This is a genomic window from Ignavibacteriota bacterium (assembly GCA_016708125.1).
GTDB lineage: Bacteria > Bacteroidota > Ignavibacteria > Ignavibacteriales > Melioribacteraceae.
This window is the reverse complement of the sequence record JADJGF010000001.1, coordinates 1,104,191-1,130,944: the sequence shown is the minus strand read 5'-3', so window position 1 is coordinate 1,130,944 and position 26,754 is coordinate 1,104,191. Positions and strand designations below refer to the sequence as shown.

The 26,754-nt window shown below is 28.3% G+C and carries 19 protein-coding genes; 16 read left to right on the top strand and 3 right to left on the bottom strand.

All coding sequences use genetic code 11. The features are described 5' to 3' along the window. Positions 1-340: 340 nt before the first annotated feature. The 7 genes from trpE to IPH62_05220 are packed head-to-tail and all read left to right on the top strand — an operon-like array spanning position 341 to position 6,778. Positions 341-1,822, top strand: coding sequence for an anthranilate synthase component I (gene trpE, locus IPH62_05250; protein MBK7104670.1), 1,482 nt, complete (start codon positions 341-343; stop codon positions 1,820-1,822). Then, positions 1,800-2,366: an aminodeoxychorismate/anthranilate synthase component II gene (locus IPH62_05245; protein ID MBK7104669.1), complete on the top strand. Its 567-nt coding sequence runs from the start codon at positions 1,800-1,802 to the stop codon at positions 2,364-2,366. The genes trpE and IPH62_05245 overlap by 23 nt, the downstream gene beginning before the upstream one ends. Further along, on the top strand, positions 2,363-3,382 hold the full coding sequence (trpD, locus tag IPH62_05240; protein ID MBK7104668.1) for an anthranilate phosphoribosyltransferase: 1,020 nt from the start codon (positions 2,363-2,365) through the stop codon (positions 3,380-3,382). Before IPH62_05245 ends, trpD begins: the two co-directional genes overlap by 4 nt. Then, on the top strand, positions 3,379-4,173 hold the full coding sequence (gene trpC / locus IPH62_05235) for an indole-3-glycerol phosphate synthase TrpC (GenBank protein ID MBK7104667.1): 795 nt from the start codon (positions 3,379-3,381) through the stop codon (positions 4,171-4,173). The genes trpD and trpC overlap by 4 nt, the downstream gene beginning before the upstream one ends. Continuing rightward, positions 4,163-4,786, top strand: a complete 624-nt coding sequence (locus IPH62_05230) for a phosphoribosylanthranilate isomerase (GenBank protein MBK7104666.1) — start codon at positions 4,163-4,165, stop codon at positions 4,784-4,786. The genes trpC and IPH62_05230 overlap by 11 nt, the downstream gene beginning before the upstream one ends. Positions 4,787-4,790: 4 nt before the next feature. Beyond that, positions 4,791-5,990, top strand: a complete 1,200-nt coding sequence (gene trpB, locus IPH62_05225; protein MBK7104665.1) for a tryptophan synthase subunit beta — start codon at positions 4,791-4,793, stop codon at positions 5,988-5,990. Next, positions 5,987-6,778 (top strand): tryptophan synthase subunit alpha, encoded by a 792-nt coding sequence (locus IPH62_05220; GenBank protein ID MBK7104664.1) that lies wholly within the window; start codon positions 5,987-5,989, stop codon positions 6,776-6,778. The genes trpB and IPH62_05220 overlap by 4 nt, the downstream gene beginning before the upstream one ends. Positions 6,779-6,821: 43 nt before the next feature. Here IPH62_05220 and IPH62_05215 read toward each other — a convergent pair whose 3' ends face one another. Further along, complete coding sequence (locus IPH62_05215; GenBank protein MBK7104663.1) at positions 6,822-7,853, bottom strand: VOC family protein; 1,032 nt, start codon at positions 7,851-7,853, stop codon at positions 6,822-6,824. A gap of 76 nt (positions 7,854-7,929) precedes the next feature. On the opposite strand from IPH62_05215, the gene IPH62_05210 reads away from it, so the two are divergent. The 6 genes from IPH62_05210 to IPH62_05185 all read left to right on the top strand — a co-directional run bounded on the left by IPH62_05210 (position 7,930) and on the right by IPH62_05185 (position 19,214). After that, positions 7,930-12,075 (top strand): CotH kinase family protein, encoded by a 4,146-nt coding sequence (locus IPH62_05210; GenBank protein MBK7104662.1) that lies wholly within the window; start codon positions 7,930-7,932, stop codon positions 12,073-12,075. Positions 12,076-12,086: 11 nt separating this feature from the next. Then, positions 12,087-13,133: a hypothetical protein gene (locus tag IPH62_05205; GenBank protein MBK7104661.1), complete on the top strand. Its 1,047-nt coding sequence runs from the start codon at positions 12,087-12,089 to the stop codon at positions 13,131-13,133. Between the two features lie 2 nt (positions 13,134-13,135). Then, positions 13,136-13,924, top strand: a complete 789-nt coding sequence (locus IPH62_05200; protein ID MBK7104660.1) for a polyphosphate polymerase domain-containing protein — start codon at positions 13,136-13,138, stop codon at positions 13,922-13,924. Positions 13,925-13,926: 2 nt separating this feature from the next. Further along, entirely contained in the window at positions 13,927-14,601 is a 675-nt protein-coding gene (locus IPH62_05195) for a DUF4956 domain-containing protein (GenBank protein ID MBK7104659.1), read from the top strand. A gap of 66 nt (positions 14,602-14,667) precedes the next feature. After that, positions 14,668-17,013 carry a CotH kinase family protein gene (locus tag IPH62_05190; GenBank protein ID MBK7104658.1) on the top strand — a complete coding sequence of 782 codons (2,346 nt, stop codon included), beginning with the start codon at positions 14,668-14,670 and terminating at the stop codon, positions 17,011-17,013. Between the two features lie 95 nt (positions 17,014-17,108). Then, on the top strand, positions 17,109-19,214 hold the full coding sequence (locus IPH62_05185; GenBank protein ID MBK7104657.1) for a S9 family peptidase: 2,106 nt from the start codon (positions 17,109-17,111) through the stop codon (positions 19,212-19,214). 162 nt (positions 19,215-19,376) lie between these two features. Here the strand turns inward: IPH62_05185 and IPH62_05180 are convergent, their stop codons facing one another. Further along, positions 19,377-20,720: a PhoH family protein gene (locus IPH62_05180; GenBank protein ID MBK7104656.1), complete on the bottom strand. Its 1,344-nt coding sequence runs from the start codon at positions 20,718-20,720 to the stop codon at positions 19,377-19,379. Between the two features lie 154 nt (positions 20,721-20,874). Between IPH62_05180 and IPH62_05175 the strand changes: the two genes are divergently transcribed. Then, positions 20,875-22,239 (top strand): NAD-dependent succinate-semialdehyde dehydrogenase, encoded by a 1,365-nt coding sequence (locus tag IPH62_05175; GenBank protein ID MBK7104655.1) that lies wholly within the window; start codon positions 20,875-20,877, stop codon positions 22,237-22,239. Positions 22,240-22,254: 15 nt separating this feature from the next. Here the strand turns inward: IPH62_05175 and IPH62_05170 are convergent, their stop codons facing one another. Beyond that, positions 22,255-25,380, bottom strand: a complete 3,126-nt coding sequence (locus IPH62_05170) for an N-6 DNA methylase (protein MBK7104654.1) — start codon at positions 25,378-25,380, stop codon at positions 22,255-22,257. Positions 25,381-25,632: 252 nt separating this feature from the next. Between IPH62_05170 and IPH62_05165 the strand changes: the two genes are divergently transcribed. Then, positions 25,633-26,085, top strand: a complete 453-nt coding sequence (locus IPH62_05165) for a CoA-binding protein (GenBank protein MBK7104653.1) — start codon at positions 25,633-25,635, stop codon at positions 26,083-26,085. Between the two features lie 102 nt (positions 26,086-26,187). Then, complete coding sequence (locus tag IPH62_05160) at positions 26,188-26,754, top strand: DNA-3-methyladenine glycosylase I (protein ID MBK7104652.1); 567 nt, start codon at positions 26,188-26,190, stop codon at positions 26,752-26,754.

The following is a 26,754-nucleotide window of genomic DNA, read 5'->3' as shown; positions in this document are numbered from 1 at the left end:
TATAAATATAATTCAGATTAGAAAAGAAGTTAATTAAAAACATTTTCCTATTGACATTTTCCATAAAAATAATTTATCTTACAATCCATAATGAATAAAATGAATTTAACATATAACAATTTAAAAAACTGGGCTTGGTGGTGGAGCATATCTAATACTTTGTAACCAGTGAAATATATTAGGAAATTAAAAACCCTTCTTGGTAAATCACTGAGAAGGGTTTTTTTTGTTATATCATGTTTTTATCTTTTTCTTAATCTTTATCTTACTCTTAATCATACTCTAAAAATAGATTAAGATTAAGAATAAGAGCAAGAAATGAAAATCAATTAGGAATAAAATGAAATTTGCAGAATTTGAAGATCTTTCAAAAAAATATAATGTTATTCCGGTTTTTGAAATTATTACAGCAGATTTGCTTACTCCGGTTTTAGCTTATTTAAAAATTAGAGAAAAAAATAAATTTTCATTTTTACTGGAATCAGTTGAAGGAATTGGAAGATTAGCGCGTTATTCATTCATCGGAACCTCACCCAAGGAAATCATTCAATCGGAAAATAATCATATCACCATTACAAAAAATGGTAAGTCGGAAAAATTAGAAATTGAACTTTTTGATTATTTACACAGTTTGGTCGAAAAATATAATCATCCTCAAATTGAGGAATTACCAGATTTTACCGGCGGAATTGTTGGTTATTTGGGATTTGAAATAATTTCTAAAATTGAACCGACAATTCATTTTAATCAAAATTTATCGCAAGAATTTCCAAATTCCATTTTAGGATTATTTGATACATTAATTGCTTTTGATCATTACAAACACAGAATAATTTTAATTGCAAATGTTTTTGTTGAAGAAATACTAAATTCATATTTTGCATATGAAGAAGCAATTTCACGAATTTCAGAAATAAAGAAAAAAATTGTAGAGCCAATTTCTTATCAAAATAAATTTAATACAATTTCTGAGTTTGAAGGAAAAATTAATCTGGAAGAATTTTCTTCAAAAATTGAAAAAATAAAAAACAACATTTACAATGGAGATGTATTCCAACTTGTAATTTCAGAAAGATTTAATCAAAAGTATGAAGGCGATTTGCTCAATGTTTATAGGGCTTTACGAATTATAAATCCATCACCGTATATGTATTTTATGGAAATAAATGAAGACCTAACAATTATCGGAACTTCACCGGAAGATTTATTAAAAGTAAAAGATGGTAACGCTACAATTTTGCCGATTGCCGGAACCCGAAGACGCGGAAAAACAAAAGAAGAAGATTTGATGCTTGAGGAAAATTTATTGAATGACGAAAAAGAAATTGCCGAACACACAATGCTTGTTGATCTTGCACGAAATGACTTAGGCAGAGTCTGCGAACACAATTCCGTTTATGTAAGTGAAATGAAAAAAGTTCATAGGTTTTCTCACGTAATGCATATTGTTTCCCGTGTTGAAGGAAAATTGCAAAATGATAAAAATTGTATAGATGCTTTAAAAGCAAGTTTTCCGGCGGGAACAGTTTCCGGCGCGCCAAAAATTAGAGCAATTCAATTAATAAATGAATATGAAAATGTAAGACGCGGACCATATGCCGGTTCCGTAGGTTATATAGATTTTAATGGAAATTTAGATATGTGTATTGCAATCAGAACTTTTTTTGCAAATAAAAATACAATTTATTGGCAAGCCGGAGCGGGAATTGTTGCAGACAGTAAACCCGAATTGGAGTTAAAAGAAATTCAGAACAAATCGGCAGTTTTAGTAAGTGCGTTAAAATTTGCAGAGGAAATTGATGAAAATATTAGTAATAGATAATTACGATTCATTTACATATAATCTTGTACAGCTTGTCGGAAAATTTACAAGCGATATTATTGTAAAAAGAAATGATGAAATTAATATCGAGGAAATTAAAAATCTAAATCCGGATAAAATTATTATCTCTCCGGGTCCGGGCAGACCTGAAGATTCAAATATTTCATTAGATGTAATTCGTGAGTTGGGTAAAACCATACCGGTATTAGGTGTTTGCTTGGGTCATCAAGGAATTGGATATTGTTTCGGATCTAAAATTACAAATGCACCAAAATTAATGCACGGTAAAACATCAAAAGTTAGTCACGATGGAAAAACAATTTATAAGAATATTTCGCAAAATTTTGAAGCTGGAAGATATCACTCGCTTGTAATTGATAAATTTACTTTATCTAAAGATTTGGAAATTACTTCAAAAACTGATGATGAAATAATTATGGGTGTGCGTCATAAGCAATACCCAATCGAAGGAATTCAATTTCATCCGGAATCAATATTAACTCCCGAAGGAGAAAATTTAATTAAAAATTGGTTGAAATTATGAAAGAACAATTGGATAAAGTAATTGCCGGAGAAAGTTTATCATTTGATGAATCTTATAATGTAATGTATTCGATTATGAGTGGAAATGAAAACAACTCTAAAATTGCATCATTGCTTACAGCCTTAAAAATAAAGGGCGAAACCGCTGAAGAAGTTGCTGGGTTTGTAAAAGCAATGCGAGAAAAAGTAATTCCAATAAAATGTGAAAATGAAAAAGTTATAGATGTCTGCGGAACCGGTGGTGATAATTCGGGCACTTTTAATATTTCTACAGCAGTTTCTTTTATTGTTGCCGGGGCTGGAGTTAGTGTTGCGAAACATGGAAATCGATCTATCTCAAGTAAAAGCGGAAGCTCAGATGTTTTACATGAGCTTGGCGTTGATGTTCAACTTAGTCCGGAATTATCTGAAAAAGCATTGAATGAAATCGGGATTGCATTTTTGTTTGCGCCGCTTTATCATCCGGCAATGAAACACGTTGCGCCAATAAGAAAAGAATTAGAGTTCAGATCAATATTTAACATTCTTGGACCATTAACAAATCCGGCAAAAGTTAAGCGACAAATGATTGGAACATTCAGCGATAAAACTGCACAGCTTATGAGCGAAGCAATTAAATTATTGGAAATGGAAAAAGTAACATTTTTATGTACAAAAAATTCTTTTGATGAAATTACTTTATCAGATACAACAAAGATATTTGAAGTTAACCAAGATCACTCAATGTATTTCTATTCTTTAACAAATGAGAATTTTAAATTTCCCAAAATTGAATTAGAACAAATTCAAGGTGGAAATGCAAAAGAAAATGCAGAAATAATATTTAATATATTTTCAAATAAAAATGATGGACCGACTTACGATGTAGTAATTGCCAATGCAGCATTGGCGTTAAAGACTTCCGGAATTTCTGATAATTTATTGGAATGTAAATCTATTGCGGAAGAATCAATAAAATCCGGAGCAACATTAAAGAAATTAAATGAACTAAAAGAATTTGGTGATAAATATAAATGACAATTTTAGATGAAATAATTTCTGTAAAAAAGGACGAAGTAAAATTTTTAAGACAAAACATTACTTTAAGCAGATTTAAAGATTATGAATTTTTTGAAAATAAAAATATTAGTTTATTTAAATCATTAAATAAAAAAGAAAGAATTTCAGTAATTGCAGAAATTAAAAAAGCGAGCCCATCAAGAGGAATAATTAGAAAAGATTTTAATCATCTTAAAATTGCTGAAGCATATATGAATTGTGAAGTAGATGGAATTTCAATTCTTACTGATAAAAATTATTTCAAAGGAAATATTTCTTTTCTAAACGATATTGCAAAATATAAAAACATTCCACTTTTAAGAAAGGATTTTATAATTGATGAATATCAGGTATACGAAGCAAAAGCAAACGGTGCAGATGCAATTTTGTTAATTGCCGAAGCTTTATCGAAAAACCAAATTGCTGAATTAACAAAAGCAGCTTATGAAATTAATTTAGAAGTTTTATTGGAATTACATTCTGAAGAAGAAATAGAAAAAATAGATTTTTCACTAAATAAAATAATCGGCATAAACAATAGAGATCTAAAAACATTTAAAGTCGATTTAGAAACAACAAAATATATTTCCGAGATAATTCCAAAAGAAAACTTAATAATTTCCGAAAGTGGAATATCAACAAAAGAAAGTATAGATTTTGTGAAATCTACAAAAGCCAAAGCTGTATTGGTCGGTGAACACTTTATGAAATCAGATAACATAGAAGATGCGTTAAAGAAATTTAGAGATAATTGTTATTATGAAAATTAAAATTTGCGGTATTACAAATTATGAAGATGCAAAGCTGGCTTGTGATTTAGGCGCAGATGCAATAGGATTTATTTTCTATAACAAAAGTAAAAGATTTGTAAATCCTGAAATTGTTAAAAATATTGTTTCATACTTGCCGCCATTTATTTTAAAAGTTGGTGTTTTTGTAAATGAAGAAATCAGTATGGTCAATCAAATAATGCGGGTATGTAAATTAAATATGGCACAATTGCACGGTGATGAAAATCTAGAATATATTCAGAAAATTAATTATCCAATAATAAAAGCAATTAGAGTTTCACAGAATTTTGAGTATAACATTTTAAAGGAATTTTCTAATTATAATATTTTACTTGATACATATAACGAAAATGGATTTGGCGGAACTGGAGAAAAATTTAATTGGGAAATTATTCCGAAAGAAATTAGAAATAAAATAATTTTAGCTGGTGGAATTAAAGAAGAAAATCTTGAAGAAATATTTACAACAATTTCTCCTTATGCAATTGACGTTTCTTCATCGTTGGAAGAATTTCCCGGCAAAAAAGATAAAAACAAAATGGTAAGTTTTTTTGAAAAATATAATAAACTGAAAGAATCACAAATATTATAAAATTATGAATTACTTTTACCCCAATAAAGACGGCAAATATGGCGAGTTTGGTGGAAAATATGTTCCGGAAACTTTAATATTTGCGTTAGATGAACTTGAGCAAACTTATAATAAATTAAAATCTGAAAAATCATTTATTAATGAACTGAATGATTTACAAAAGAATTACAATGGCAGACCAACACCTTTAACTTTTGCAGAAAGATTAACAAATCATTATGGAAATGGAAAAATTTATTTAAAAAGAGAAGATTTATGTCACACCGGTGCACATAAATTAAATAATGCATTAGGACAAATTTTAATTGCAAAACATCTTGGCAAAAAAAGAATAATTGCAGAAACCGGTGCAGGTCAACATGGAGTTGCAACCGCAACAGTTTGTGCTAAATTTGGATTGGAATGTTTTGTGTACATGGGTGAAGAAGATATTGAGCGCCAAAAATTAAATGTATTTAGAATGAAAATGTTAGGAGCAAAAGTTATTCCGGTAACATCTGGAAGCAAAACTTTAAAAGATGCAACAAACGAAGCCATTCGTGATTGGATTGCAAATGTTGAAAACACACATTATATAATTGGCTCTGTTGTTGGACCGCATCCTTATCCAATGCTGGTAAGGGATTTTCAATCAATTATTGGAAAAGAAGCAAAACAACAAATATTGGAAAGAGAAAATAAATTGCCTAATTATGTTTTAGCTTGCGTTGGCGGCGGTTCAAACGCGATGGGAATATTTTATGAATTTATTGAAGACTTAGATACAAAATTAATTGGAATTGAAGCTGCCGGTTTTGGAATAAATTCGAATTTGCATTGTGCTACTTTAACCTTAGGAAGTGAAGGAATATTTCATGGAATGAAAACTTATTTATTGCAGAATGAGTTTGGACAAATATCTCCGGTTCACTCAATATCTGCGGGATTGGATTACCCGGGCGTTGGTCCGGAACATAGCTTTTTAAAAGATGAAAATCGTGTCCAATATTTTTCAATCACAGATGAAGAAGCGCTTAATGCAACTTTAAAAGTTTCCGAAATGGAAGGAATTCTTCCAGCATTAGAAACAGCACATGCATTTGCATATTTAGAATATTTGATGCCAACAACAAGTAAGGATGAAATAATTATTGTTAATGTAAGCGGCAGAGGCGATAAAGACTTAAATACAATTATTGAAAAATTAGGTGATAAAATTTTATGAGTAGAATTAGAGAAAAAATTATTTCCGTAAATGAAAAAAATGAAAAGGCATTAACATTATTTTTAACTGCCGGATTTCCAACTATTGAAAAATTTGTTGAGTTAGTTTTAAATATTGAAAAAGCTGGAGCAGATATTCTGGAAATAGGTTTACCTTTTGGTGATTCGCTTGCTGATGGTCCGGTTATTCAATCATCTTATACAGTTGCCTTAAAAAATAATGTAAACTTGTTAACTACATTTGAGTTGATTACCGAATTAAGAAAAAAGTCGGATATTCCAATTGTGATAATGAGTTCCAGCAATCCGGTATTAGCTTTTGGAAAGAAAGAATTTGTGAAAAATTGTTTAAATGCAAAAGTTGATGGAATTATTATTCCCGATATTCCGCTTGAAGAATATGATGATTTTTACAAAAATGATTTTAATGCAATTGATAAAATTTTGTTAACCACTCCAACTTCTAGTGAAAAAAGAATTTCTGCAATTGATGAAAAAAGCAGTGGATTTGTATATTGTGTGAGCGTTGTTGGAACAACCGGAGTTCGTGAAAAATTTGATGATTATGTTTTGAAAAATTTAGAAAGAACTTATGCTATTGTTAAAAAGAATAAAATGCAAATTGGTTTCGGAATTTCTTCCGCAGAAGATGTTAAGAAATTTTCTCCATTTTGTGATGGAGTAATTGTTGGTAGTGCAATTGTAAAATCATTAGCAACTGATGATAACAATTTTTCTAAAACTATTGAATTGGTAAAAGAGTTAAAAAGTGCAACAAAAAATTATTAATAAAAATCTAAGCCACGAATGCACGAATAAGCATTAAACGTCTTTACTTTATTTCAATAAATTCCATCCAAATTGATTTTGTAATTTCTTTTGGAAGAAATATACTTTTTCCCTTTTCAATAATTTTACTTGAAAATGTTTTATCAAAATTGTTATTCAGAATATTTTTTATTGCATTAATATTTTCTATCGATATTGTAATTCCCGTAATCTCATCTTTAACTGATTCAATCAAAATTATTTTGAAATTAGCATTTTTCAATTCTACAATCTTTCCGGGAAAAGTTGGAATTGAATGATTCCCAATTGGTTCAAAACCAATATCTACAAGCTCGTGAGCAGTTTTCTTAATATTTTTTGTTTCAAACCAAATTGAAGAAATTCCTTTTGTTTTATTTTCATGATTCGTTTTGGAATTATTCAATTTATTAAATTCAATGAAAAATATTGGTAAATCATAATTTATATTTTTTGCAGAAAGAGTAGAAAAGTCTTTTCCTTTTTGTAATTCAGTAAAATTAGAATTTGCTGAAGTAAAATTATTTTTAAGATTTTCAATATCATTTACTCTCAATGCGAATTGCAATCCATAATTTTTCTGTAAAATTAACTTTTCATATTCTTTGGTAAAATTATCAGTCGGATTTTTAATTTCAACAAATTCAATTTCTGAATTATCATCAAATTCGATAAAATTATTTTTAATTCCGTTTTTGTGAAGTTTTCCTTCTTTAATCGTAAATCCAATTTTTCTAAAAAGTTCAGAAATATCTTTTAAGTTTTTTGTTCCAATAATTATATGATCTAAAAAAGAATTTCTAATTGACGAATATATGTTGTTGTGAATTATCAAAGAATCATTTGTGAGGACTCTTTTTTGTTCTTTTAATTTTTGAATATTCTGCGATAAATTATCGGCAGTTTTATTTAGTTCCAATTTTTCTGATTTTATTTTTTCTGTTTCTGAAATGTTTTCTTTTTTCGATTCGTGAACATTTTGAGTATTATCACAACTGACTGTCAGAAATTTTAATAAAATTAAAAAAGAAATAGTGATAAATAATTTTAGTTTCATCTCAACTCATGAATTTTTGCATAATCTAATATTTTAAAATATTGTATTTTTACATAAATAATAAAAGAATAAATTGATGATTAAAAAAGTTCTACCAATATTATTTTTCACTCAAATTCTCATTTCAAATTATCATTCACAAAATAACGTTATAATTAACGAAGTTGTGTCTTCAAATCTTAATGGTTTAATAAATTTAGAAAACGGTGAATATATTGATTGGATTGAACTATATAACAATACTGATTCACTTGCTGATATTTCCGGTTATTTTTTAACTGATGACATTTCTGATTCGGCTAAATGGCAATTTCCGGCAAACACACTAATTGATTCGAATTCTTATCTAATAATATATGCCGATGATAAAAATTATAGTTTGCATACAAATTTCAAATTGGATGCAGACGGTGAAAGTATTTATCTTTTTTCTTCAAACTTAGAATTTGTTGATTCTGTAAAATTTGATAAACAAAAAGTCGATATTTCTTTAGGTAGAAAATCTGACAGTAACAAAGTATGGATTTATTTTGCAGAACCAACTCCGGGTAAAAATAATTTAGGTTACGGAGTTAAAGAAAATCAAATTTCTGATTTACCGAAATTATCAAAACTAAGCGGATTTTTTTCCACAGAAATAATTATTGAAATTTCATCGCAAAACAATTCTCCAATCTATTATACTTTGGATGGATCAATACCAAAAATTAATGATAGCCTTTTATATTTTGGACCAATAACTATTGATTCAACAACTACAATTACAGCAATTGCCTTGGATACAAATAAGTTACCAAGCAAAACCGTTTCTCAAACATATTTTATAAATGAAAATACAGAGCTTCCGGTTATGTCAATTGTTACAGATCCTAAAAATTTTTATGATGATAATATCGGGATTTATACAATTGGTACTAATGGCTTTTATCTTTGGGGCGTAAAAGCAAATTATTGGCAAGAATGGGAAAGACCGGTTAACATTGAATTTTTTGAAAATGATAAAAGTTTAGCTTTTAAAGTTAATGCGGGAATAGCCATTAATGGAGCAAGAAGAAATATGCTTCAAAAATCATTTAGAGTTCAAATGAGGGAAAATTATGGAGATGAATTTATAGATTACAAAATATTTCCGGAAAAAGAGATTCGTAAATTTTCATCTCTTGTTTTAAGAAATGGAGGATTTCCGGAATATACTTACACTCATTTTAGAGATGGATTTATACAAAATTTGTTATCGGAAAATATGGATTTAGATTATCAATCATACAGACCATGTGTTTTATATGTAAATGGAAAATATTGGGGAATTTATAATATCAGAGAAAAACAAAATGAAGAATATTTAAAAGATAATAATGGTGTTGATCCTAATAATTTAGACATTTTGGAAAATAATATGATTGTTGTTGAAGGAGATGATGTTCATTATAAAAATATAATTAATTTTCTTGAAGTAAATGACTTAAGTGTTCAATCAAATTTTGACACAGTAAAAAATTGGATTGATGTTGATAATTTTATTGACTATCAAATTGCGCAGTTGTATATCAGCAATTTAGATTGGCCAGCAAATAATATAAAATATTGGCGACCAAAAACAAATGATGGAAAATGGCGATGGTTGATTTATGATTGCGACGGTGGTTTTGGATTATGGTCAAGTATAGATTTTAATTCTATTACATACGCCACAGAAGCAAATAGTACAGATTGGAACAATAAACCTTGGTCAACTTTTTTATTTAGAAAACTTTTAGAAAATAGCATTTTCAAAAATGAATTCAGTCAAAGATTTGCAGCACATCTCAGTTTTTCATTTATTCCAAGCAAAACAAAATTACTTATTAATAAATTTCAGAATAACATTGAAAATGAAATTCCCAAACACATAAATAGATGGCTGCCAGATTGTTCTCCTTCAAATCCGGAATCTATTGATGGATGTGTATTTTCTACTATTGCTGAGTGGAAATCTAATATTCAAATTTTGCGGAACTTTGCAGATCAAAGAAATTATTATTTATATAAATATTTAATGGAATATTTCTCAATTTCAGATACGGCAAAATTTGTTGTGCAGACAAATGATTTAGACGGCGGAATTGTCAAAATTAATGGAGTTAATACAGAATATGACATTGAAGCAAAATTATTTGCAAATAGAAAAGTTAGACTTGAAGCTATTCCAAATCCCGGATATAAATTTGTTGAGTGGAAAGGTTTGATTAATTCTACAAATATGTATGTTGAAACAATTCTTAAATCAGATAATAATATTCAAGCAATTTTTACTTCTGTTGAAAACCTATCTGTAATTCCAACACACATAACAACTAATTTTGAATTAGAAAAAGAGAAAAGTCCATATACTGCAATTGGTGATGTATATATCAATGAAAATTCCACATTGGATGTTTTTGAAGGTGTGGAAATAAGAATGTCGGAAAATAGTAATATTTATGTTTTCGGAGCGTTAAATATTTACGGTACGATAACAGATAAAGTACGAATATCATCACTTAGTGATAAAAAATGGGGCGCAATAATTTTTGATAACGCAAAACTAAAATCATATATATCACACACAATAATTTCCGGAACTTCACACGGTAAAGATGTAATTGATGAAATTGGTGGAATCTCAAGTTACAATTCAGATATAGAATTAAACCAAGTTGAACTTGAAAATGTCCAATTTCCGGTATTCGTTCAATATGGTAATTTCGTTATGCGAAATTCTAAAATACAGACGGATGTTACTTCAGATTTAGTAAATATAAAATATGGAAGTGCAATTATTGAGAATAGTGAATTTACTGGTAATTATTCTATTGATACCGATGCAATTGATTATGACGATGTAAAAGGCGGAATTATAAGACGAAATATTATACGCGATTTTCACGCTGAAAATAGTGACGCAATTGATATTGGGGAAGGCGCACAGAATGTTTTAGTTGAAGAAAATTTTATATATAATTGTTTCGATAAAGCAATTTCAATCGGACAAGCATCATCTGCATTAGTAAAAGGAAATATTATAGTTAATTGCAATATGGGTGTTGGAGTTAAAGACGAAGACTCATATGGCTTTATTGATCACAATACATTTTACAACAATAATATTTCGGTTGCTTGTTATGAAAAAACTTTGGGAAGAGGCGGCGGAAAAGCAGATATAACAAATTCAATATTTTCTAAATCAAAAATTTCTGATTTGTCTGCAGATGAATTTTCGGAAATTAGAACAACATTTTCACTTTCGGATAAACAGTTATTAGATGGTGAAGGCAACTTATTTAATGATCCGAATTTTATTAATCCAGATTCTCTTGATTTTAGGGTAAGTGAGAATTCGCCGGTAATTAATAATGGTGATCCAAACTATGAAGAAAATCCAGACGGAAGCCGAACAAATATTGGGGCTTCTTTTTATGATTTTTCTAATTCAAATAATTTAGTTATAACTGAAATAAATTATAACTCAAATGAAATATTTGATTCAAAAGATTGGGTAGAAATTTTCAATCCCAATAATGATAAACGCGATATATCAAATTGGATTTTAAAAGATGGCGAAAAAGATCATATTTTCTTTTTTCCAAAAGGAACCACAATTGAACCAAAAGGTTATCTTATAATATGTGAGGATACGTTAAAGTTTTTAGCTAAGTATCCAAAAATAATTAATTATATTGGTAACTTAAATTTTGGATTTAGTAATTCTGGTGAAAAAATTCGACTTTTTGATCCTTTGGGAAATATAATTGATTCGTTGACTTATGATGATGAAATGCCCTGGCCGAATAAAGCTGATGGTGAAGGATTTACATTACAACTTACAAATTATGAATTGGATAACTCATTAGCTACAAATTGGGTTACCACTCATTTATACGGAACTCCAGGTGAATTAAACGATTTAACCGATGTTGAAAATTTTAAAAATACGCTGCCGGCAAAATTCAAACTTTATCAGAATTATCCAAATCCATTTAATGCACAGACTACAATAAAATTTGATATTCCCAAAACATCAGAAGTTCAATTAAGAATTTTTGATATTTTGGGAAGAGAGATAAAATTATTGCTAAATAAAAAAATAGTTGCAGGAAGTTATACAATTAATTTTGATGCCGAATTTCTCTCAAGCGGAATATACTTTTATCAAATTTTGACTGATGATTTTAATAAAGTTTCAAAAATGATTTTGCTTAAATAATATAGTTTATAATGAAATTAAAATTTCTCTACGTTCCAATAGTTATCTTAATTCTGATTATAATTTTTATTTTACCAATAAAAATAAATACTTCAATAACGGCTAACGGAAAACTTCTTCCTTCAAAAGTGTGGATTATTTCCAAAGGTTTGGAAGGTTTACTTTATACAACTTTGGTTGATAATGTTAACGGCTTTAATGAAGAATATTCAATTACCCAATTTGCGCGCGGAGATTTAATTAAATTTTCTCTAAATAAAAATATTAAACCCGGTAAAAAAATTTTTATTAACGATACAATTGGAATTGTTTACTCAAGTTTAAATGAACAGGAAATTGCAACTTTAAAAGGTGAATTGGATGCAGCTAAAGCGTCTCTTCAAATTGGAATTAGTGGTGAAAAAGAATCTTTAATTGAACTTGAAAATAAGAATTTAGATTACGCAAAAAAACAAGTTGAGGAACAAACCAAGTTTTTTGTGCGACAGAAAAAATTATTTGAGAAACAATTAATTACGCAAGACGAATACGAAACCGAAAATGCCCGATTGGAATTATATAAAATCAATATCAGTATTGCTGAAGAAAGATTAAGATCGGTTTTAACTGGCACAAAAAAAGAAGAATTACAATTAATAAATTCACAAATAAAATCATTAGAAAATCAAATTACTGTACTGCAAAATAAATCTAATAATTTACTTTTAAAATCCACTATAAATGGAATTGTTTCTGCGTCTTACAATCAAGATACATTATTAATTATCAATAGTGAAAACAAGTTCACGGCTTTAATTCCAATAAAGTTGAATTTAGCAAACTCTTTTAATGCTGGAAATGAAGTTGAAATAATTCCGCGAAATGGAAATTCAATTTTAGCTAAAATTGAATCAGTTGATAAATCCGTAAAAATATTTTTAGGTGAACAATTTATAATTGCTAAAACTGTTTTTGAAAGTTCTTCCGATACTTTTTACACCAACGAAATTGTTGAGTGTAAAATTTCCGGTAACGAGGTTAATCTATTGGATTATATTATGTTTTATTTGAAAAAATAGAAATGAGATTAGAATATAAATTTTTAGTAAACTCTGAAATTTTAGATAGTCTGAGAAAAAAAATTCTGCCGTTTGTTGAATTTGATCCATTTACAATGGGATCAACGGATAATGAATATACAGTTAGGAGTATTTATTTTGATTCATCCAATTTTGATTATTATAATGAAAAAATTGAAGGAATTAAAATTAGAAAAAAACTTAGAATTAGAAGTTACGATACAGAAGCAGACAACAATTTAGTTTTTTTAGAAATTAAAAATAAGTACGATAATTTTATTGGAAAGAACAGAGCAGCGCTTTTATATCACGATTTGAAAAACTTGTTGGAAACTAAATCAATTGAAACTTATACTTTAACAAATAATGGTTTTGCAAATTCATATAGAGACGGCGAAAAATTTTTTCATCATGTTTATAAAAGCGGATTAAAGCCAATAATACTAATTGTTTATGATAGAGAAGCATTTTTTTCAAAGTTTGATAATAGTCTAAGAATTACTTTTGATAAAAATTTAAGATTTTATGAATATCCCAAAATAGATAATTTATACAGAGATGAAGATTTGGAAATGGCAATTCCCAATAATTTTGTTATGGAAATTAAATTTAATAACGGATATCCCAAATGGCTTCAAGATATTATTCATGAGTTTAATTTGATTAGACGTTCTGTTTCAAAATATACAATTTGTATTGATTCTTCCAGAGTAATTAATCCTAGAAGAAAAAATTTATTTACGTCAAACTATTCCTTGTTTGATACAACAGCCGAAGAGGGAATTTTTTAAATATGATTGAAGATTTTAGAAATATTTTAAATGTTTCATTTACTGCACAAGAAGCAATTATAAATTTAATTTTTGCATTAATTGCAGGAATTATAATTTCAATTTTTTATAGAAAATCTTACAATGGTCCCGGTTATCAAGCTTCATATGTAAACTCACTTATTTTGCTTGTAATAATAACTTCAATTGTAATTATGGTAATTGGAAATAATTTAGCCCGCGCATTTGGATTAGTCGGGGCAATGTCAATTATTAGATTTAGAACCGCCGTAAAAGAAACTTTGGATATTATGTTTATTTTCTTTGCTCTTGCAATTGGAATGGCAGTTGGAGTTGGGTTACACTTGCTTGCTATATTCAGCGCGATATTTATCGGCACAATTGCCTTAGTGCTTTCAAAATCAAAATTTTCCACTCCAATAAAAAGCGATTTACTTCTTCAATTTACTTTTAATTCTAACGGAAATGATTCTTCATTTTACATCAAACTAATTGATGAATATTGCAAAAAAAGTAAATTGATCAATGCTAAAGCCGTTGGGACTGATGAAATGCTTGAACTTTCTTATTATGTTGGATTTAAAAACAAAGATAATGCAGCAGATTTTATCCAAAAATTAAGAAAAGTTCGCGGTGTTATGAATGTTAATATTTTCTACGATGAAGAATATTTTTAACTTCTATTTATCTTTTTAATCAAAACAGAAATCACTACTTTATCTTAATTCAATCAAAAGGATTTTATGAAAATTAAAATCACTAATATTTTTATTTTACTTATTTATGTTGTTAATTCTGTTTTCGGACAAACTGATGAAAGCTGGAAAGTTTATGATGATACTGAAGTTGCAGTAATAAATATCACAATGGATTCAAACGATTTGCAATTTATGTATGATAATCCGAATTTTGATTCTGTTCACGTTGCAAATTTCAACTTTAAAAATGCATTTATTGATGAAACAATTGATTCTATTGGAATTAGCATAAGAGGAAACACCTCAAGAGAATCTGCAAAAAAATCATTTAAAATTGAGTTTAATGAATTTATAAAAGGAAGAAAATTTTATTCAATTGAAGAAATGAATTTAAATGGTGAACATAATGATCCATCGATTTCAAGAAGTAAAATTTGTTGGGATTTTTTTAATTCAATTGGATTGATTTCTTCAAGAGCATCTTTTGCGGCACTTTATATTAATGGTAATTATTACGGATTATATATTTCCGTTGAACACATTGATGAAAATTTTATTAAGAAAAATTATGCTGATAATTCCGGTAATCTTTGGAAATGTCTTTACGGAGCTGATCTAAATTATATAAATGATAATGCGGATAGTTATAAATTCGGTTCTTCAGAAAATAGAGTTTACGATCTTTTAACAAATTCTAAAGATGATAACTACACAAAGTTAGCAGAGTTTATTGATTTTATTAATAATTCAGATAATGAAACTTTTAAAAATCAGCTTCCGCAGAAAATTAATATTTTAGAATTACTTCAATATTTTGCAGCAAATGTTTTATTAGGAAGTTGGGATGATTACTGGTCGCTTACAAATAATTATTATCTTTATCACGAGTCGGATAATAATATTTTTCATATAATTCCTTATGATTACGATAACACATTTGGTATAAGCTGGAGCAATACTGATTGGGCTTCTGTAAATCCATATACTTTTGAAAAAGTTGTAAACGGCTACAGACCACTTATTGAAAGAACTTTACAAATAGAAGAATTTAAAAATTTATTTACACACATTTTGGAACATTTTAGTAAAATTAAAAATAACACTTCTTTGGAAGCCAACTATATTTTAGAATTGAAAAATAAAATTAATTCTTTTGCAGAAAATGATACTTATCGAACAAACGATTACGGATTTACATTTGATGATTTCAATAATTCTTTTTTTCAAAAAAACTTTTCCAAATTACATGTAAAATATTCAATTCAAGATTTTATTGATAAAAGATATTCTAATCTTGCAAATCAATTGAATTATGTTAACTCAAATCCGGTTATTTATTCATTTGATGTTTATCCAAAAAAAATGAATTCCGGTGATTCAATATTTATTAATTGTTCGGCATTTAGTAATGTTGGAATAAAAGAAATAAAAGCCGAATTAAAAAATTTAAAAACCCAGCAAATTTCAACTTATGATTTAAGATTTTCTCCAGACATAAATTTGCTTGATATTAAAATGAATGATTTGTGGAAAGGCTCAATTGGAATTTTACCGGAAAACTTTTCGGGCACAATTCAAATTTCGGTAGAAGATAACAATGGAATTATTGCTAAATATCCCGAAGATGGAATAGAAATTATTTCTGCCGGTGAAAATACAAATGAAGTTTTCTTAAGTGAATTAATGAGTTCAAACTCACAAACAATTCAAGATAATTTTTCAGAATATGAAGACTGGATTGAAATTTATAATCCGCAAGACACAGTTGTAAATTTGAGCGGAAAATATCTAACGGATAAAATTGATAATTTAACAAAATGGCAGTTCCCGGAAAATTTTGTTATTCAGCCTAAAAAGAATTTATTAATTTGGTGCGATGAGGATTCGAGTCAAGGAATAAATCATACAAATTTCAAACTTAGTGCAGATGGAGAATTTGCAGCAATTGTAAATAATGATGGAATTACGATTATTGATTCTGTAACATTCCCAACATTAAATGATGATCAAACTTTTGCAAGAGAAAATAATTCCGGAGATTGGTTTGTTAATTTTTCAGCAACTCCGGGAGAATCAAATATAATTACAGATTTAAAAGAAACAAATATTTTACAACATTCTTATAGATTATCAGCTTTCCCAAATCCATTTAATCCTTCTACAAAAATTGAATATGAAATTGCGGAAAGATCAAATGTTCAAATTAAAATTTATGATATTTTAGGAAGAGAAGTTTGGAGTATTCCCGAAGTGAAAAAAGAAATTGGGAATTATAATATTATTTGGAACGCTGTTGATAATTATGGTAATAAATTATCCAGCGGAATTTATTTGTTAAATATTAATTCTAATAATTTTAAAAAAACTATTAAACTAATGCTGCTTCAATAAAATTTACAAATATTGAAAAACAATTTTATATTTCAATCAAGTATGTATAATATCTTCAATTCATAATTATAAATTTTACAAACCATGAGGGAAAAATGAAATCAGTAATTACAATTCTTTTAATTTTAGTATTTATTGGATGTGAAATGGAAAAGCAAAAATTAAATTATCCCAAGACAAAAAAAGTTGAAGTTAGTGATAATTACTTTGGAGTAAAAGTTGATGATCCATATCGCTGGCTTGAAGATGATAAATCGGAAGAAACAGCAAAATGGGTTGAATCACAAAATAAAATTACGGAAGAATATCTTTCTAAAATTCCATTTAGAGAAAAAATGAAAAATAGATTAACTGAATTATGGAATTTTGAAAAATACTCTGCACCGCAAAAAGTAAAAGATTATTATATTTTCTACAAAAATGATGGATTGCAAGAGCAGTATGTAGTTTATATTCAAAAGGGATTAAATACAGAGCCGGAAGTTTTAATAGATCCAAATAAACTTTCTAATGACGGTTCTGTTAGTTTGGGAGAAGTTACATTTTCAAATGATGGAAAATATTGCAGTTATTCAATATCAAGAGGCGGATCTGATTGGCGTGAAATTTATGTAATGGAAACAGAAACTAAAAAACTTTTATCAGATCATATAATGTGGGCAAAGTTTACCGGAATGGCTTGGTATAAAGACGGATTTTATTATAGTCGTTACGATGAACCGAAAGAGAAAGATATTCTAAAAGCAAAAAATGAATTTCAGAAATTATATTATCACAAGTTGGGAGATTTGCAATCTAATGATAAATTAATTTTGGAAGATAAATCAAATGCGCAATTGGGATTTTCTGCATCGGTAACAGATGATGAAAAATATTTAATAATTTATGGCTGGCAAGGTTCTGCAAGTGAAAATAGTATTTATATAAAAAATCTAAAAACAGATTCTCCAATAAAATTAATATTCGATAAGTTTGATGCAGAGTATACTGTAGTTGATAATTTGGAAGATAAATTATTAATTGTTACAAATAAAAATGCACCACATTCAAAACTTATTTTGGTAGATCCGACAAACCCTAATGAAGAAAATTGGAAATTAATTATTCCGGAATCTAAGGATGTTTTAAAATCTGTTTCATTAGTTGGAGGAAAACTATTTGCAGAATATTTGAAAGATGCGAATACAAAAGTTACGATTCACGATGTTGAAGGAATAGAATTATATGAACTCACACTGCCCGGTATTGGTACTGCATATGGTTTTAATGGTAAAAAAGATTATACTGAATTGTTTTACACTTTTACTTCATTTAATTATCCGCCAACAATATTTAAGTATGATATAGAAAAAAATGAATCTGAAATATTTAGAAAATCAAATGTTAAGTTTAATCCGGATGATTATGAAACAAAACAAGTATTTTATGCCAGCAAAGATGGAACAAAAATTCCAATGTTTATTACGCATAAAAAAGGATTGGAATTAAATTCGGAAAACCCAACATTGCTTTATGCATACGGAGGATTTAATATTTCACTAACTCCGGAATTTGCAGTTTCAATAATTCCAATTTTAGAAAATGGCGGAGTTTATGCAATGGCTTGTTTAAGAGGCGGCGGTGAATATGGCGAAGAATGGCACAAAGCTGGAATGTTAGAAAACAAACAAAATGTTTTTGATGATTTTATTTCTGCAGCAGAATATTTAATTGAGAATAAATATACTAACTCAAGTAAACTTGCTTTGCGCGGCGGTTCGAACGGCGGAACTTTAATTGGAGCAGTAATTAATCAAAGACCGGATTTATGTAAAGTTGCATTTCCTCAAGTTGGCGTAATGGATATGTTACGTTTTCATAAATTTACAATTGGCTGGGCTTGGGTTCCGGAATACGGATCAAGCGATGATTCATTGCAGTTTACTAATTTATATAAATATTCTCCGCTTCATAATATTAAAAGTGATTTGAATTATCCGGCAATTATGGTAACAACTGCAGATCATGATGATAGAGTTTTTCCGGCACATTCATTTAAATATGCGGCAACTCTTCAAGAAAAATATAAAGGCGATAATCCGGCAATAATTAGAATTGAAACAAAAGTCGGACACGGAGCCGGAACAAGTACATCTAAAGCAATTGAGTTGTATTCCGATTTGTGGACATTTATGTTTTACAATTTTGGAATTGAACTTTAATTTCAAATTATTTTGGGAGACGAAAATTATTTTACACAGAAATTCGTATCCTAATACATTTTAATTTTTTTATCTTCTATTCATAAACTTAATCTTACTCTGTTTTAAAGAAGAGTATGATTAAGATTAAGTTTAAGAGTAAGAAAAAGGAAACGGAAAAACTTACAAAATATTACTTGCTAACTCGGCAAGTTCTGATCTTTCACCCTTTTCTAAATTGATATGAGAATATAATTTTTGTCCCTTAAAGTGATCAATCAAATAAGATAATCCGTTTGATTGTGTATCCAAATAAGGGTGATCAATTTGGTAAATATCTCCGGTTAAAACTATTTTAACACCAGCTCCAGCGCGTGTAATAATTGTTTTAATTTCATGCGGGGTTAAATTTTGAGCTTCATCAACAATGAAAAATATTCTCTGCAAACTTCTTCCGCGAATATAACTTAATGGTTCAATTACAAGTTTATCATCCTTTACTAAATTTTCGATTGCTTCAAATTTTATATCTGTCTCTTTAAACTGATCTTGAATAACTTTTAAATTATCCCAAAGTGGCTGCATATATGGACCAATTTTACTTTCCACATCGCCGGGTAAAAATCCAATATCTTTATTGCTTAACGGAACTATTGGTCGAGCAATATAAATTTGTCTATAATTTTTTCTAACTTGTAATGAACTTGCAAGTGCCAGCAATGTTTTCCCCGTTCCGGCTTTACCGGTTAAAGAAACCAAAGGAATATCCGGATTACATAAAGCGTGAGTTGCAAAAGTTTGCTCGGCATTTCTGGGAATTATTCCATAAATATTTTCTTTGTCAATTCTCTCAAACAAATTCATATCTTGATTTAAATAAGTAAGAACTGATCTATGTTCATTTTTAAGAATAAAATATTTATTTGGAACTAATTCTGCATTGATATATTTTTTAACAATCTCTGCATCAATAGAAAAGGGAGTTTTGAAAAATTGCTGAATTATTTCATCATCAAAATTTTCTATAATTTCCTTACCGCTGTACAATTCTTCAATACTACCAACTCTATCTGTTGTGTAATCTTCGGAAAGTACACCAAGAGCTTTTGCCTTCATTCTTAAATTAACATCTTTAGAAACCAAAATTACTTTTTCATTTCCTTTAGATTCTTGATGAAGCAGCAAAGCCGTATTTAAAATTCTGTGATCGGGAGTATCTTCTCTAAAAGATTCTTTAATTTCTTTTGCGGCGGATTTGCTAATTACAATTCTAACTTTTCCTTTTCCTTTGCCAAGCGGAATGCCGCCGTTAAAAAGATTTTTTCCCGTTAATGAATCTAATGTTCTAACAAACTCTCGCGCGTTTAAATTTATAACTTGGCTTCCGCGTTTGAAATGATCAATTTCTTCAATTACAGTAATGGGAATTACAATATTATTTTCCTTAAACTGATGTATGCAAGATGGATCGTGCAGAATTACATTTGTGTCAAGAACAAAAGTTTTAACAGATTTTAGTTTTGCCATGTACTCAATTTTGGTTTGTGAATTATAAAAATAATCAATCAATGAATTATTTTGAAATTAAATTACTAATAAAATTTTCTATTGATAAAAAAGTAAACTTAGTATTTTAATATTATAAAATAATTATGATCTCAAAAAATTTACGGAAAATATTATGGCAATAGAAAGTATCAATCCGGCAACCGGCGAACGAATAAAATTATTTGAAGCATATACAAATAATGAAGTTGAAAAAATAATAAATTCTGTAAATGATGAATTTCACATTTGGAAAAATTATTCATTTCAGCAGAGAAGTAAATTGATGGAAAACGCCGCAAAAATTTTAAGAAGTAATTCTAAAGAATATGCTGAAACTATGACTTTGGAAATGGGAAAACCAATAAAACAATCTTACGCTGAAGTTGAAAAGTGCGCATGGGTTTGTGAATATTATGCAGAAAATGCTGAAGCAATTTTACAGAAAGAATTTATTAAAACTGACGCTTCAGAAAGTTATGTACAGTTTGATCCAATAGGCATTGTGCTTGCAGTAATGCCGTGGAATTTTCCGTTCTGGCAAGTTTTCCGTTTTGCAGCTCCAAATTTGATGGCTGGAAATGTTTGTCTTTTAAAACACGCATCAAATGTACCTATGTGTGCTTTGGCAATTGAAGAAATTTTTAGCAAAGCCGGCTTTCCAAAAAATTCATTTAAAACACTTCTTATAAATTCCAATCAAGTAAATAATGTAATCGAAAACAAAAATGTTAAAGCAATTACATTAACCGGAAGCGAATTTGCGGGAAGTAAAGTTGCAGAGTTCTCGGGAAAAATGTTGAAGAAAACCGTTATGGAACTTGGCGGAAGCGATCCTTTTATAATTTTGAAAGATGCAGATTTGGAACTTGCCGCAAAAAATGCTGTTACTGCACGATTGATAAATAACGGTCAAAGCTGCATTGCCGCAAAAAGATTTATTGTTGAAAAAGAAATTGCAGAAAAGTTTACAAATTTATTTATTGAAAATATTAATAAAATAAAAATTGGTGATCCGCTTTTAGAGGAAACAGAATTGGGACCAATTGCGCGTGAAGATTTATTATTTGAAATTGAAACTCAAGTAAATAATTCTGTTGAAAAAGGTGCAAAAATATTATTCGGCGGAAAAAGAAAAAACATACCCGGAAATTTTTTTGAGCCGACAATTTTAGCAAATGTAAAAAAAGGAATGCCGGCTTTTGATGAAGAAATATTTGGTCCCGTTGCACCAATAATAATTGCTGAAAATGAAGAAGACGCGGTAAATATTGCGAACGATACAGTTTATGGTTTAGGTGCATCTTTGTGGACAACGAATATGGAAAATGCAAAAATTATTGCGACAAAAATAAATTCCGGCTCTGTGTTTATTAATGGAATTGTAAAATCAGATCCGCGTTTACCTTTTGGCGGAATAAAAAATTCCGGTTACGGAAGAGAACTTTCTCATTACGGAATAAAAGAATTTGTAAATATTAAAACTGTTTGGGTGAAGTAGAAAGCAAAGAAAACTTTACTCGTAGTTTATTTTTGTTTCTTCAATTTTTTTTAATTCTAAATTTATTATTTTTTTTATTTCATCAATTTTCTTGAATTTTGATGTGATTTCTTTTTGTGCTTCTATACTAAATTCGTCATTTTCTTTTACAGGTATATCAACAATAATTTTTTTTATGATATTTACAGTGATACGTTTATTATGCTCACCTAACGCATATTTCTTTAAGTTGCTTTTCAAATAAAAATATAAGTAACCTAAATAAATAGTGTTTTTATTTTTTGGTAATAATGCACCGCAATGGGTTGTCATACTAAATTTCCCATTTCTATAGAACACTGTTCCAGCGTAAATTCCGTCAGTTGTCCAAGTTAAACACTCTGTATCATAATCATATGTATTTATGTAGCCTATTATACCTTCATTCACTGTTTGTGAAGAATAAACAGGATAACTTCCTTTATTTTTCTTTATGTATTCATTGGTATATTTTGATAACCCTTTTTCGGTCGCAAATATTTTTTCAATAGGATAAGGTTTAAACTTATAATTATCTTTAATCTCGACACTGATTTCTTGTATCCTATGCCTATATTCTTTCACTTGTTTTATTATTTCTTGAGTGGCATTGTATTTTTCAACTATATCTTTTTGTCTCTCAATATCAATATTTTCAGATTCATCAATAGGTAAAGCAACTTTAATATTCTTTATCATAGATGGATAAACTTTTGTAAATTCATCTTCTCCTTTTTCTCCTTTTCTTCCTTTTGCCAATTCTCTTAGCTTAGGTTCAAGAACAATTTTCATATAATCAATTACCACAGAGTCTTGTTTTAGCTTTAAAAGTCCTCGGTCACCATTAATTGAAAACTTACCATCTATGATTTTCATATAACCGGCAAATCCATTTGTCGCCCAGGTCAGATACCTACCACTAAGATCAAAACTATTTATAAAAGTTAAAGGATTATTATTTGAGGCAGAATAGACTGGAAAATTTCCGCGATTTTGATTGCCGTATTTTTTTGTGTATTTACTTTTTCCTCTTTCAATATTAAAAAGTTCTCTTATTAGAAAAAATTTTTGTTTATTTATAGCTTTTTTTTTTTCTTGTTGAAATTCTTTTAATTCTTCACCTAATTCTCTAATTGTCTCTGATACATTTTGGATAAGTACGGAAAAGTCAAATAAATCTAATTTGTCTTGTTTTTCTTCAATACCAAGATTAATTTTTTCTTCTTCTGTCCACCATTTATCAATTATCCAAGATGAATTGATTTCATTTGTAAATTTTTCAATTGGTTGAATTTTACATCTTCTGTCAGTATTGATTTTTTCAAAGTTAGACTTATTGCCTTTAAAAAAGGAAAATAATGTTACTGCCTCTAGTAAATCATTTTGTTCTGTGTCAAAGCGGTAAACATCCCTTGTTTCTCCTATTTCACTAACTAAATACGTAAATACTGGTTCAACCTGTTCTTCTTTTTTATCAATTTTTTTAGTTATAGACAGAATAAATGTTTTTTTATTTGTTGTGAAAAAAGTATTTAGAGGTAGCGAAATAATTGCGTCAATAAAACATTCATCAAGAATGTATTTACGGAGTTTTGCATCATTTTGGCGATTAAATATGCCGTCAGGCACTACAATAAATGCTTTTCCGTTTGGTTTTAAGGCTTTAATAATCCATTCCATAAATAAACCTTCCAAACCCATTGCATTAATTTTGTAATAATCCGAAAGACCTTTTCTTTTAATTTCTTCCTTAACATTGCTGCTGCCACTTGTAACATAAGGCGGATTCGAAAGTATTAAATCAAATTTTTCTTCTTCTTTTACTGCTAAAGTACCAAGGATTGAATTTTTCTTTAATTCAAAACTTTTATTAAATAAAGAGGCAAACTGTTTTGTAATGCCTTTATTGTTTTTTAATAATTCAGAAAAATAAATTAACATATTAGCTTTAGCTAATATTATGGTTTTTTGTTCATCTTTATCAAAACCAATATCATATCCTATAATTTCAATATTATTTTGAAGTTTGTTTTTTTCAACTTTATAAAATTGATTCAGTTTTGGTTTAATTGCTTCTAGTAAAAATTTTCCTACACCACTTGCTGGATCCCCAATGATAAGGTTTGGCTTAATAAAGTCTTCAGCCATTTTGACAATGGATTTAACAACCTTTAATGGAGTGAAAAATTGTCCCCAATTTTTTTGGCTGATGCTCTCCTTAAGAAAACTTTCAAATAATTGGCTTTTAAAATCCGGATGAATATTATCTAATTTGCCATACTTTTCAAATTCTTTCAAAATTTTTTCAAATGCAGTGCTTCTTCCTTCTATGGCTTCGTCATCATTATTTACAAAAACAGTTCCATTAATTATAGTTGTTCCATCATTACCTTTGGGAAATAAATCATTTTTGATTTTAAGTCTTATATTTCTGGCATAATAACTTATTACAAATTCGGGATTCTTTTTCTCGTAAAGTTTTAATAAATAATCAAAATTTTCTGGTTCTTGTAATACATTTAAATCGCTTAAATACTTGAAAATAAAAAGTTCGACAAAAGAGTAAAGACAGGATTCGGGAGTTGCTCCACTAATGCTCCATACTATTTGCCATATCTTTTTTGCAAGATCAGTAGGATTTACCAATTTTGGTGGAACAATCTGATCGTTTTTTTCATTAATTGAATTGATAATTTTTTCAATGAATTCAGGTAATTTTTCATCTTTTGGATTAAAAACAGTCTTGATTATACTTCCATCTTCTCCTTTAATAGAATTTCCATTTTGAACATTAATCCAAATACTTTCTTGATTATCAGTCGCAATTAAAATATTCGCTTTTAATTTTTTTGCTACTTCTAATTCTTGCTTGATAGCTTTTTGCTTTTTTTCTTCAGTATTAAAGTCTGTTGGTTTTTTATATTCTACAACAGCTATAACGTTTTTCTTTTGTACAACTAATGCATCTACTTTCTTTTTTTCTTCTATGCCATAATCTATATTACGAATTATACCATTTTCTTTAAGTTGTTTGATTGTTGTTGAACCAATATTATAAAAATCCCATTTCCCTATTTTTTCCGGATTGTTTTTTAAGTCTTTTTGTAATAATTCTTCGCTCATAATTTAATCCAACTAATATTAAATTTCTTTTCTAAGATTTAGTAATTATTTATAAATAAAATTTATCTTATGGTCAATTAATAAACTGTTTTTTAAAATATAATATAAAATTAATAAATGAGAAGTTGTTTAAATTTATAAATATTGTAAAAAATAAAAAGATATAACATTAATAAAAATGGTAAAATTCACAATAGAATTTGTAAATATAAAAATGGCATGGATTAAATAATATTTTTTTGAGGGAAAAAAATGACAAAGCAAAAATATGTTGATGAATTTTTAAAATGTAAAGACATTGCAATTGTTGGTGTTTCAAGAAAAAGTACAAAATTTGGAAATGCAATTTATAAGGAATTGAAGAAAAAAGGTCTTAATGTTTTTGGTGTTAATCCCAATATGGAAACATTTGAAGGTGACAAATGTTTTAAAACTTTGAAGGATTTAAAAGGAAAAATTGATGGAATTGTAAATGTTGTTTCGCCTAATCAAACTTTGCAAGTTATTAAAGAAGCTCATTCAATAGGAGTTAAAAATATTTGGATGCAGCAAGGAAGTGAAACAGATGAAGCAATTAATTTTTGTATAGAAAATGGGATTAACGAAGTTCATAAAGAATGTATTTTAATGTTTGCAGAACCGGTGAATTCATTTCACAGTTTTCACAAATGGATTTGGAAAATTTTGGGTAAATTACCAAATTAAAAAAATAGGACACGGATTTTTATGATAATTATGATTGATTAAGATCTTGATAAATTATAAACGATCATAATAATCTGCGTTCTATTTTATGGAGATATTAAAATGTTAAATAGATGTTCTTGGTGTGGAAGTGACCCGCTTTATGTTAAATATCATGATGAGGAATGGGGAGTTCCGGTTCATGATGATAGAAAATTATTTGAAATGCTAAATCTGGAAGGTGCCCAAGCTGGCTTGAGTTGGATTACAATTTTAAAGAAAAGGGAAAATTATTTACGTTTGTTTGATAATTTTGATGCCAAAAAAATTGTAAAATACTCAGATAAAAAGATTGAAAAAATATTACAAGATTCCGGAATTGTTAGAAATAAATTAAAAGTTAATTCTGTGGTAACAAACGCAAAGGCTTTTCTGCAAGTTCAAAAAGAATTTGGAAGTTTTGATAAATACGTTTGGCAATTTGTTAATGGAAAGCCAATTGTAAATAATTTTAAAAGTTTAAATGAAGTTCCACCAAAAACTGCAATTTCAGATGCAATGAGCAAAGATTTAAAAAAGCGGGGATTTAAATTTATTGGATCAACTATTTGTTATGCTCTTATGCAAGCTGTGGGAATGGTGAACGACCACACTGTTGATTGTTTTAGGTATGAAGAAGTAATAAAATAG

Excerpts from the sequence above, each read along its gene's own strand:
- IPH62_05170 (MBK7104654.1), bottom strand. The coding sequence starts at position 25,380 with ATGAGCGAAGAATTATTACAAAAAGACTTAAAAAACAATCCGGAAAAA.
- trpC (MBK7104667.1), top strand. The coding sequence starts at position 3,379 with ATGACAATTTTAGATGAAATAATTTCTGTAAAAAAGGACGAAGTAAAA.
- trpD (MBK7104668.1), top strand. The coding sequence starts at position 2,363 with ATGAAAGAACAATTGGATAAAGTAATTGCCGGAGAAAGTTTATCATTT.
- IPH62_05190 (MBK7104658.1), top strand. The coding sequence starts at position 14,668 with ATGAAAATTAAAATCACTAATATTTTTATTTTACTTATTTATGTTGTT.
- trpB (MBK7104665.1), top strand. The coding sequence starts at position 4,791 with ATGAATTACTTTTACCCCAATAAAGACGGCAAATATGGCGAGTTTGGT.
- IPH62_05215 (MBK7104663.1), bottom strand. The coding sequence starts at position 7,853 with ATGAAACTAAAATTATTTATCACTATTTCTTTTTTAATTTTATTAAAA.
- IPH62_05160 (MBK7104652.1), top strand. The coding sequence starts at position 26,188 with ATGTTAAATAGATGTTCTTGGTGTGGAAGTGACCCGCTTTATGTTAAA.
- IPH62_05230 (MBK7104666.1), top strand. The coding sequence starts at position 4,163 with ATGAAAATTAAAATTTGCGGTATTACAAATTATGAAGATGCAAAGCTG.
- IPH62_05205 (MBK7104661.1), top strand. The coding sequence starts at position 12,087 with ATGAAATTAAAATTTCTCTACGTTCCAATAGTTATCTTAATTCTGATT.
- IPH62_05195 (MBK7104659.1), top strand. The coding sequence starts at position 13,927 with ATGATTGAAGATTTTAGAAATATTTTAAATGTTTCATTTACTGCACAA.
- trpE (MBK7104670.1), top strand. The coding sequence starts at position 341 with ATGAAATTTGCAGAATTTGAAGATCTTTCAAAAAAATATAATGTTATT.
- IPH62_05175 (MBK7104655.1), top strand. The coding sequence starts at position 20,875 with ATGGCAATAGAAAGTATCAATCCGGCAACCGGCGAACGAATAAAATTA.
- IPH62_05220 (MBK7104664.1), top strand. The coding sequence starts at position 5,987 with ATGAGTAGAATTAGAGAAAAAATTATTTCCGTAAATGAAAAAAATGAA.
- IPH62_05210 (MBK7104662.1), top strand. The coding sequence starts at position 7,930 with ATGATTAAAAAAGTTCTACCAATATTATTTTTCACTCAAATTCTCATT.
- IPH62_05185 (MBK7104657.1), top strand. The coding sequence starts at position 17,109 with ATGAAATCAGTAATTACAATTCTTTTAATTTTAGTATTTATTGGATGT.
- IPH62_05245 (MBK7104669.1), top strand. The coding sequence starts at position 1,800 with ATGAAAATATTAGTAATAGATAATTACGATTCATTTACATATAATCTT.
- IPH62_05200 (MBK7104660.1), top strand. The coding sequence starts at position 13,136 with ATGAGATTAGAATATAAATTTTTAGTAAACTCTGAAATTTTAGATAGT.
- IPH62_05180 (MBK7104656.1), bottom strand. The coding sequence starts at position 20,720 with ATGGCAAAACTAAAATCTGTTAAAACTTTTGTTCTTGACACAAATGTA.
- IPH62_05165 (MBK7104653.1), top strand. The coding sequence starts at position 25,633 with ATGACAAAGCAAAAATATGTTGATGAATTTTTAAAATGTAAAGACATT.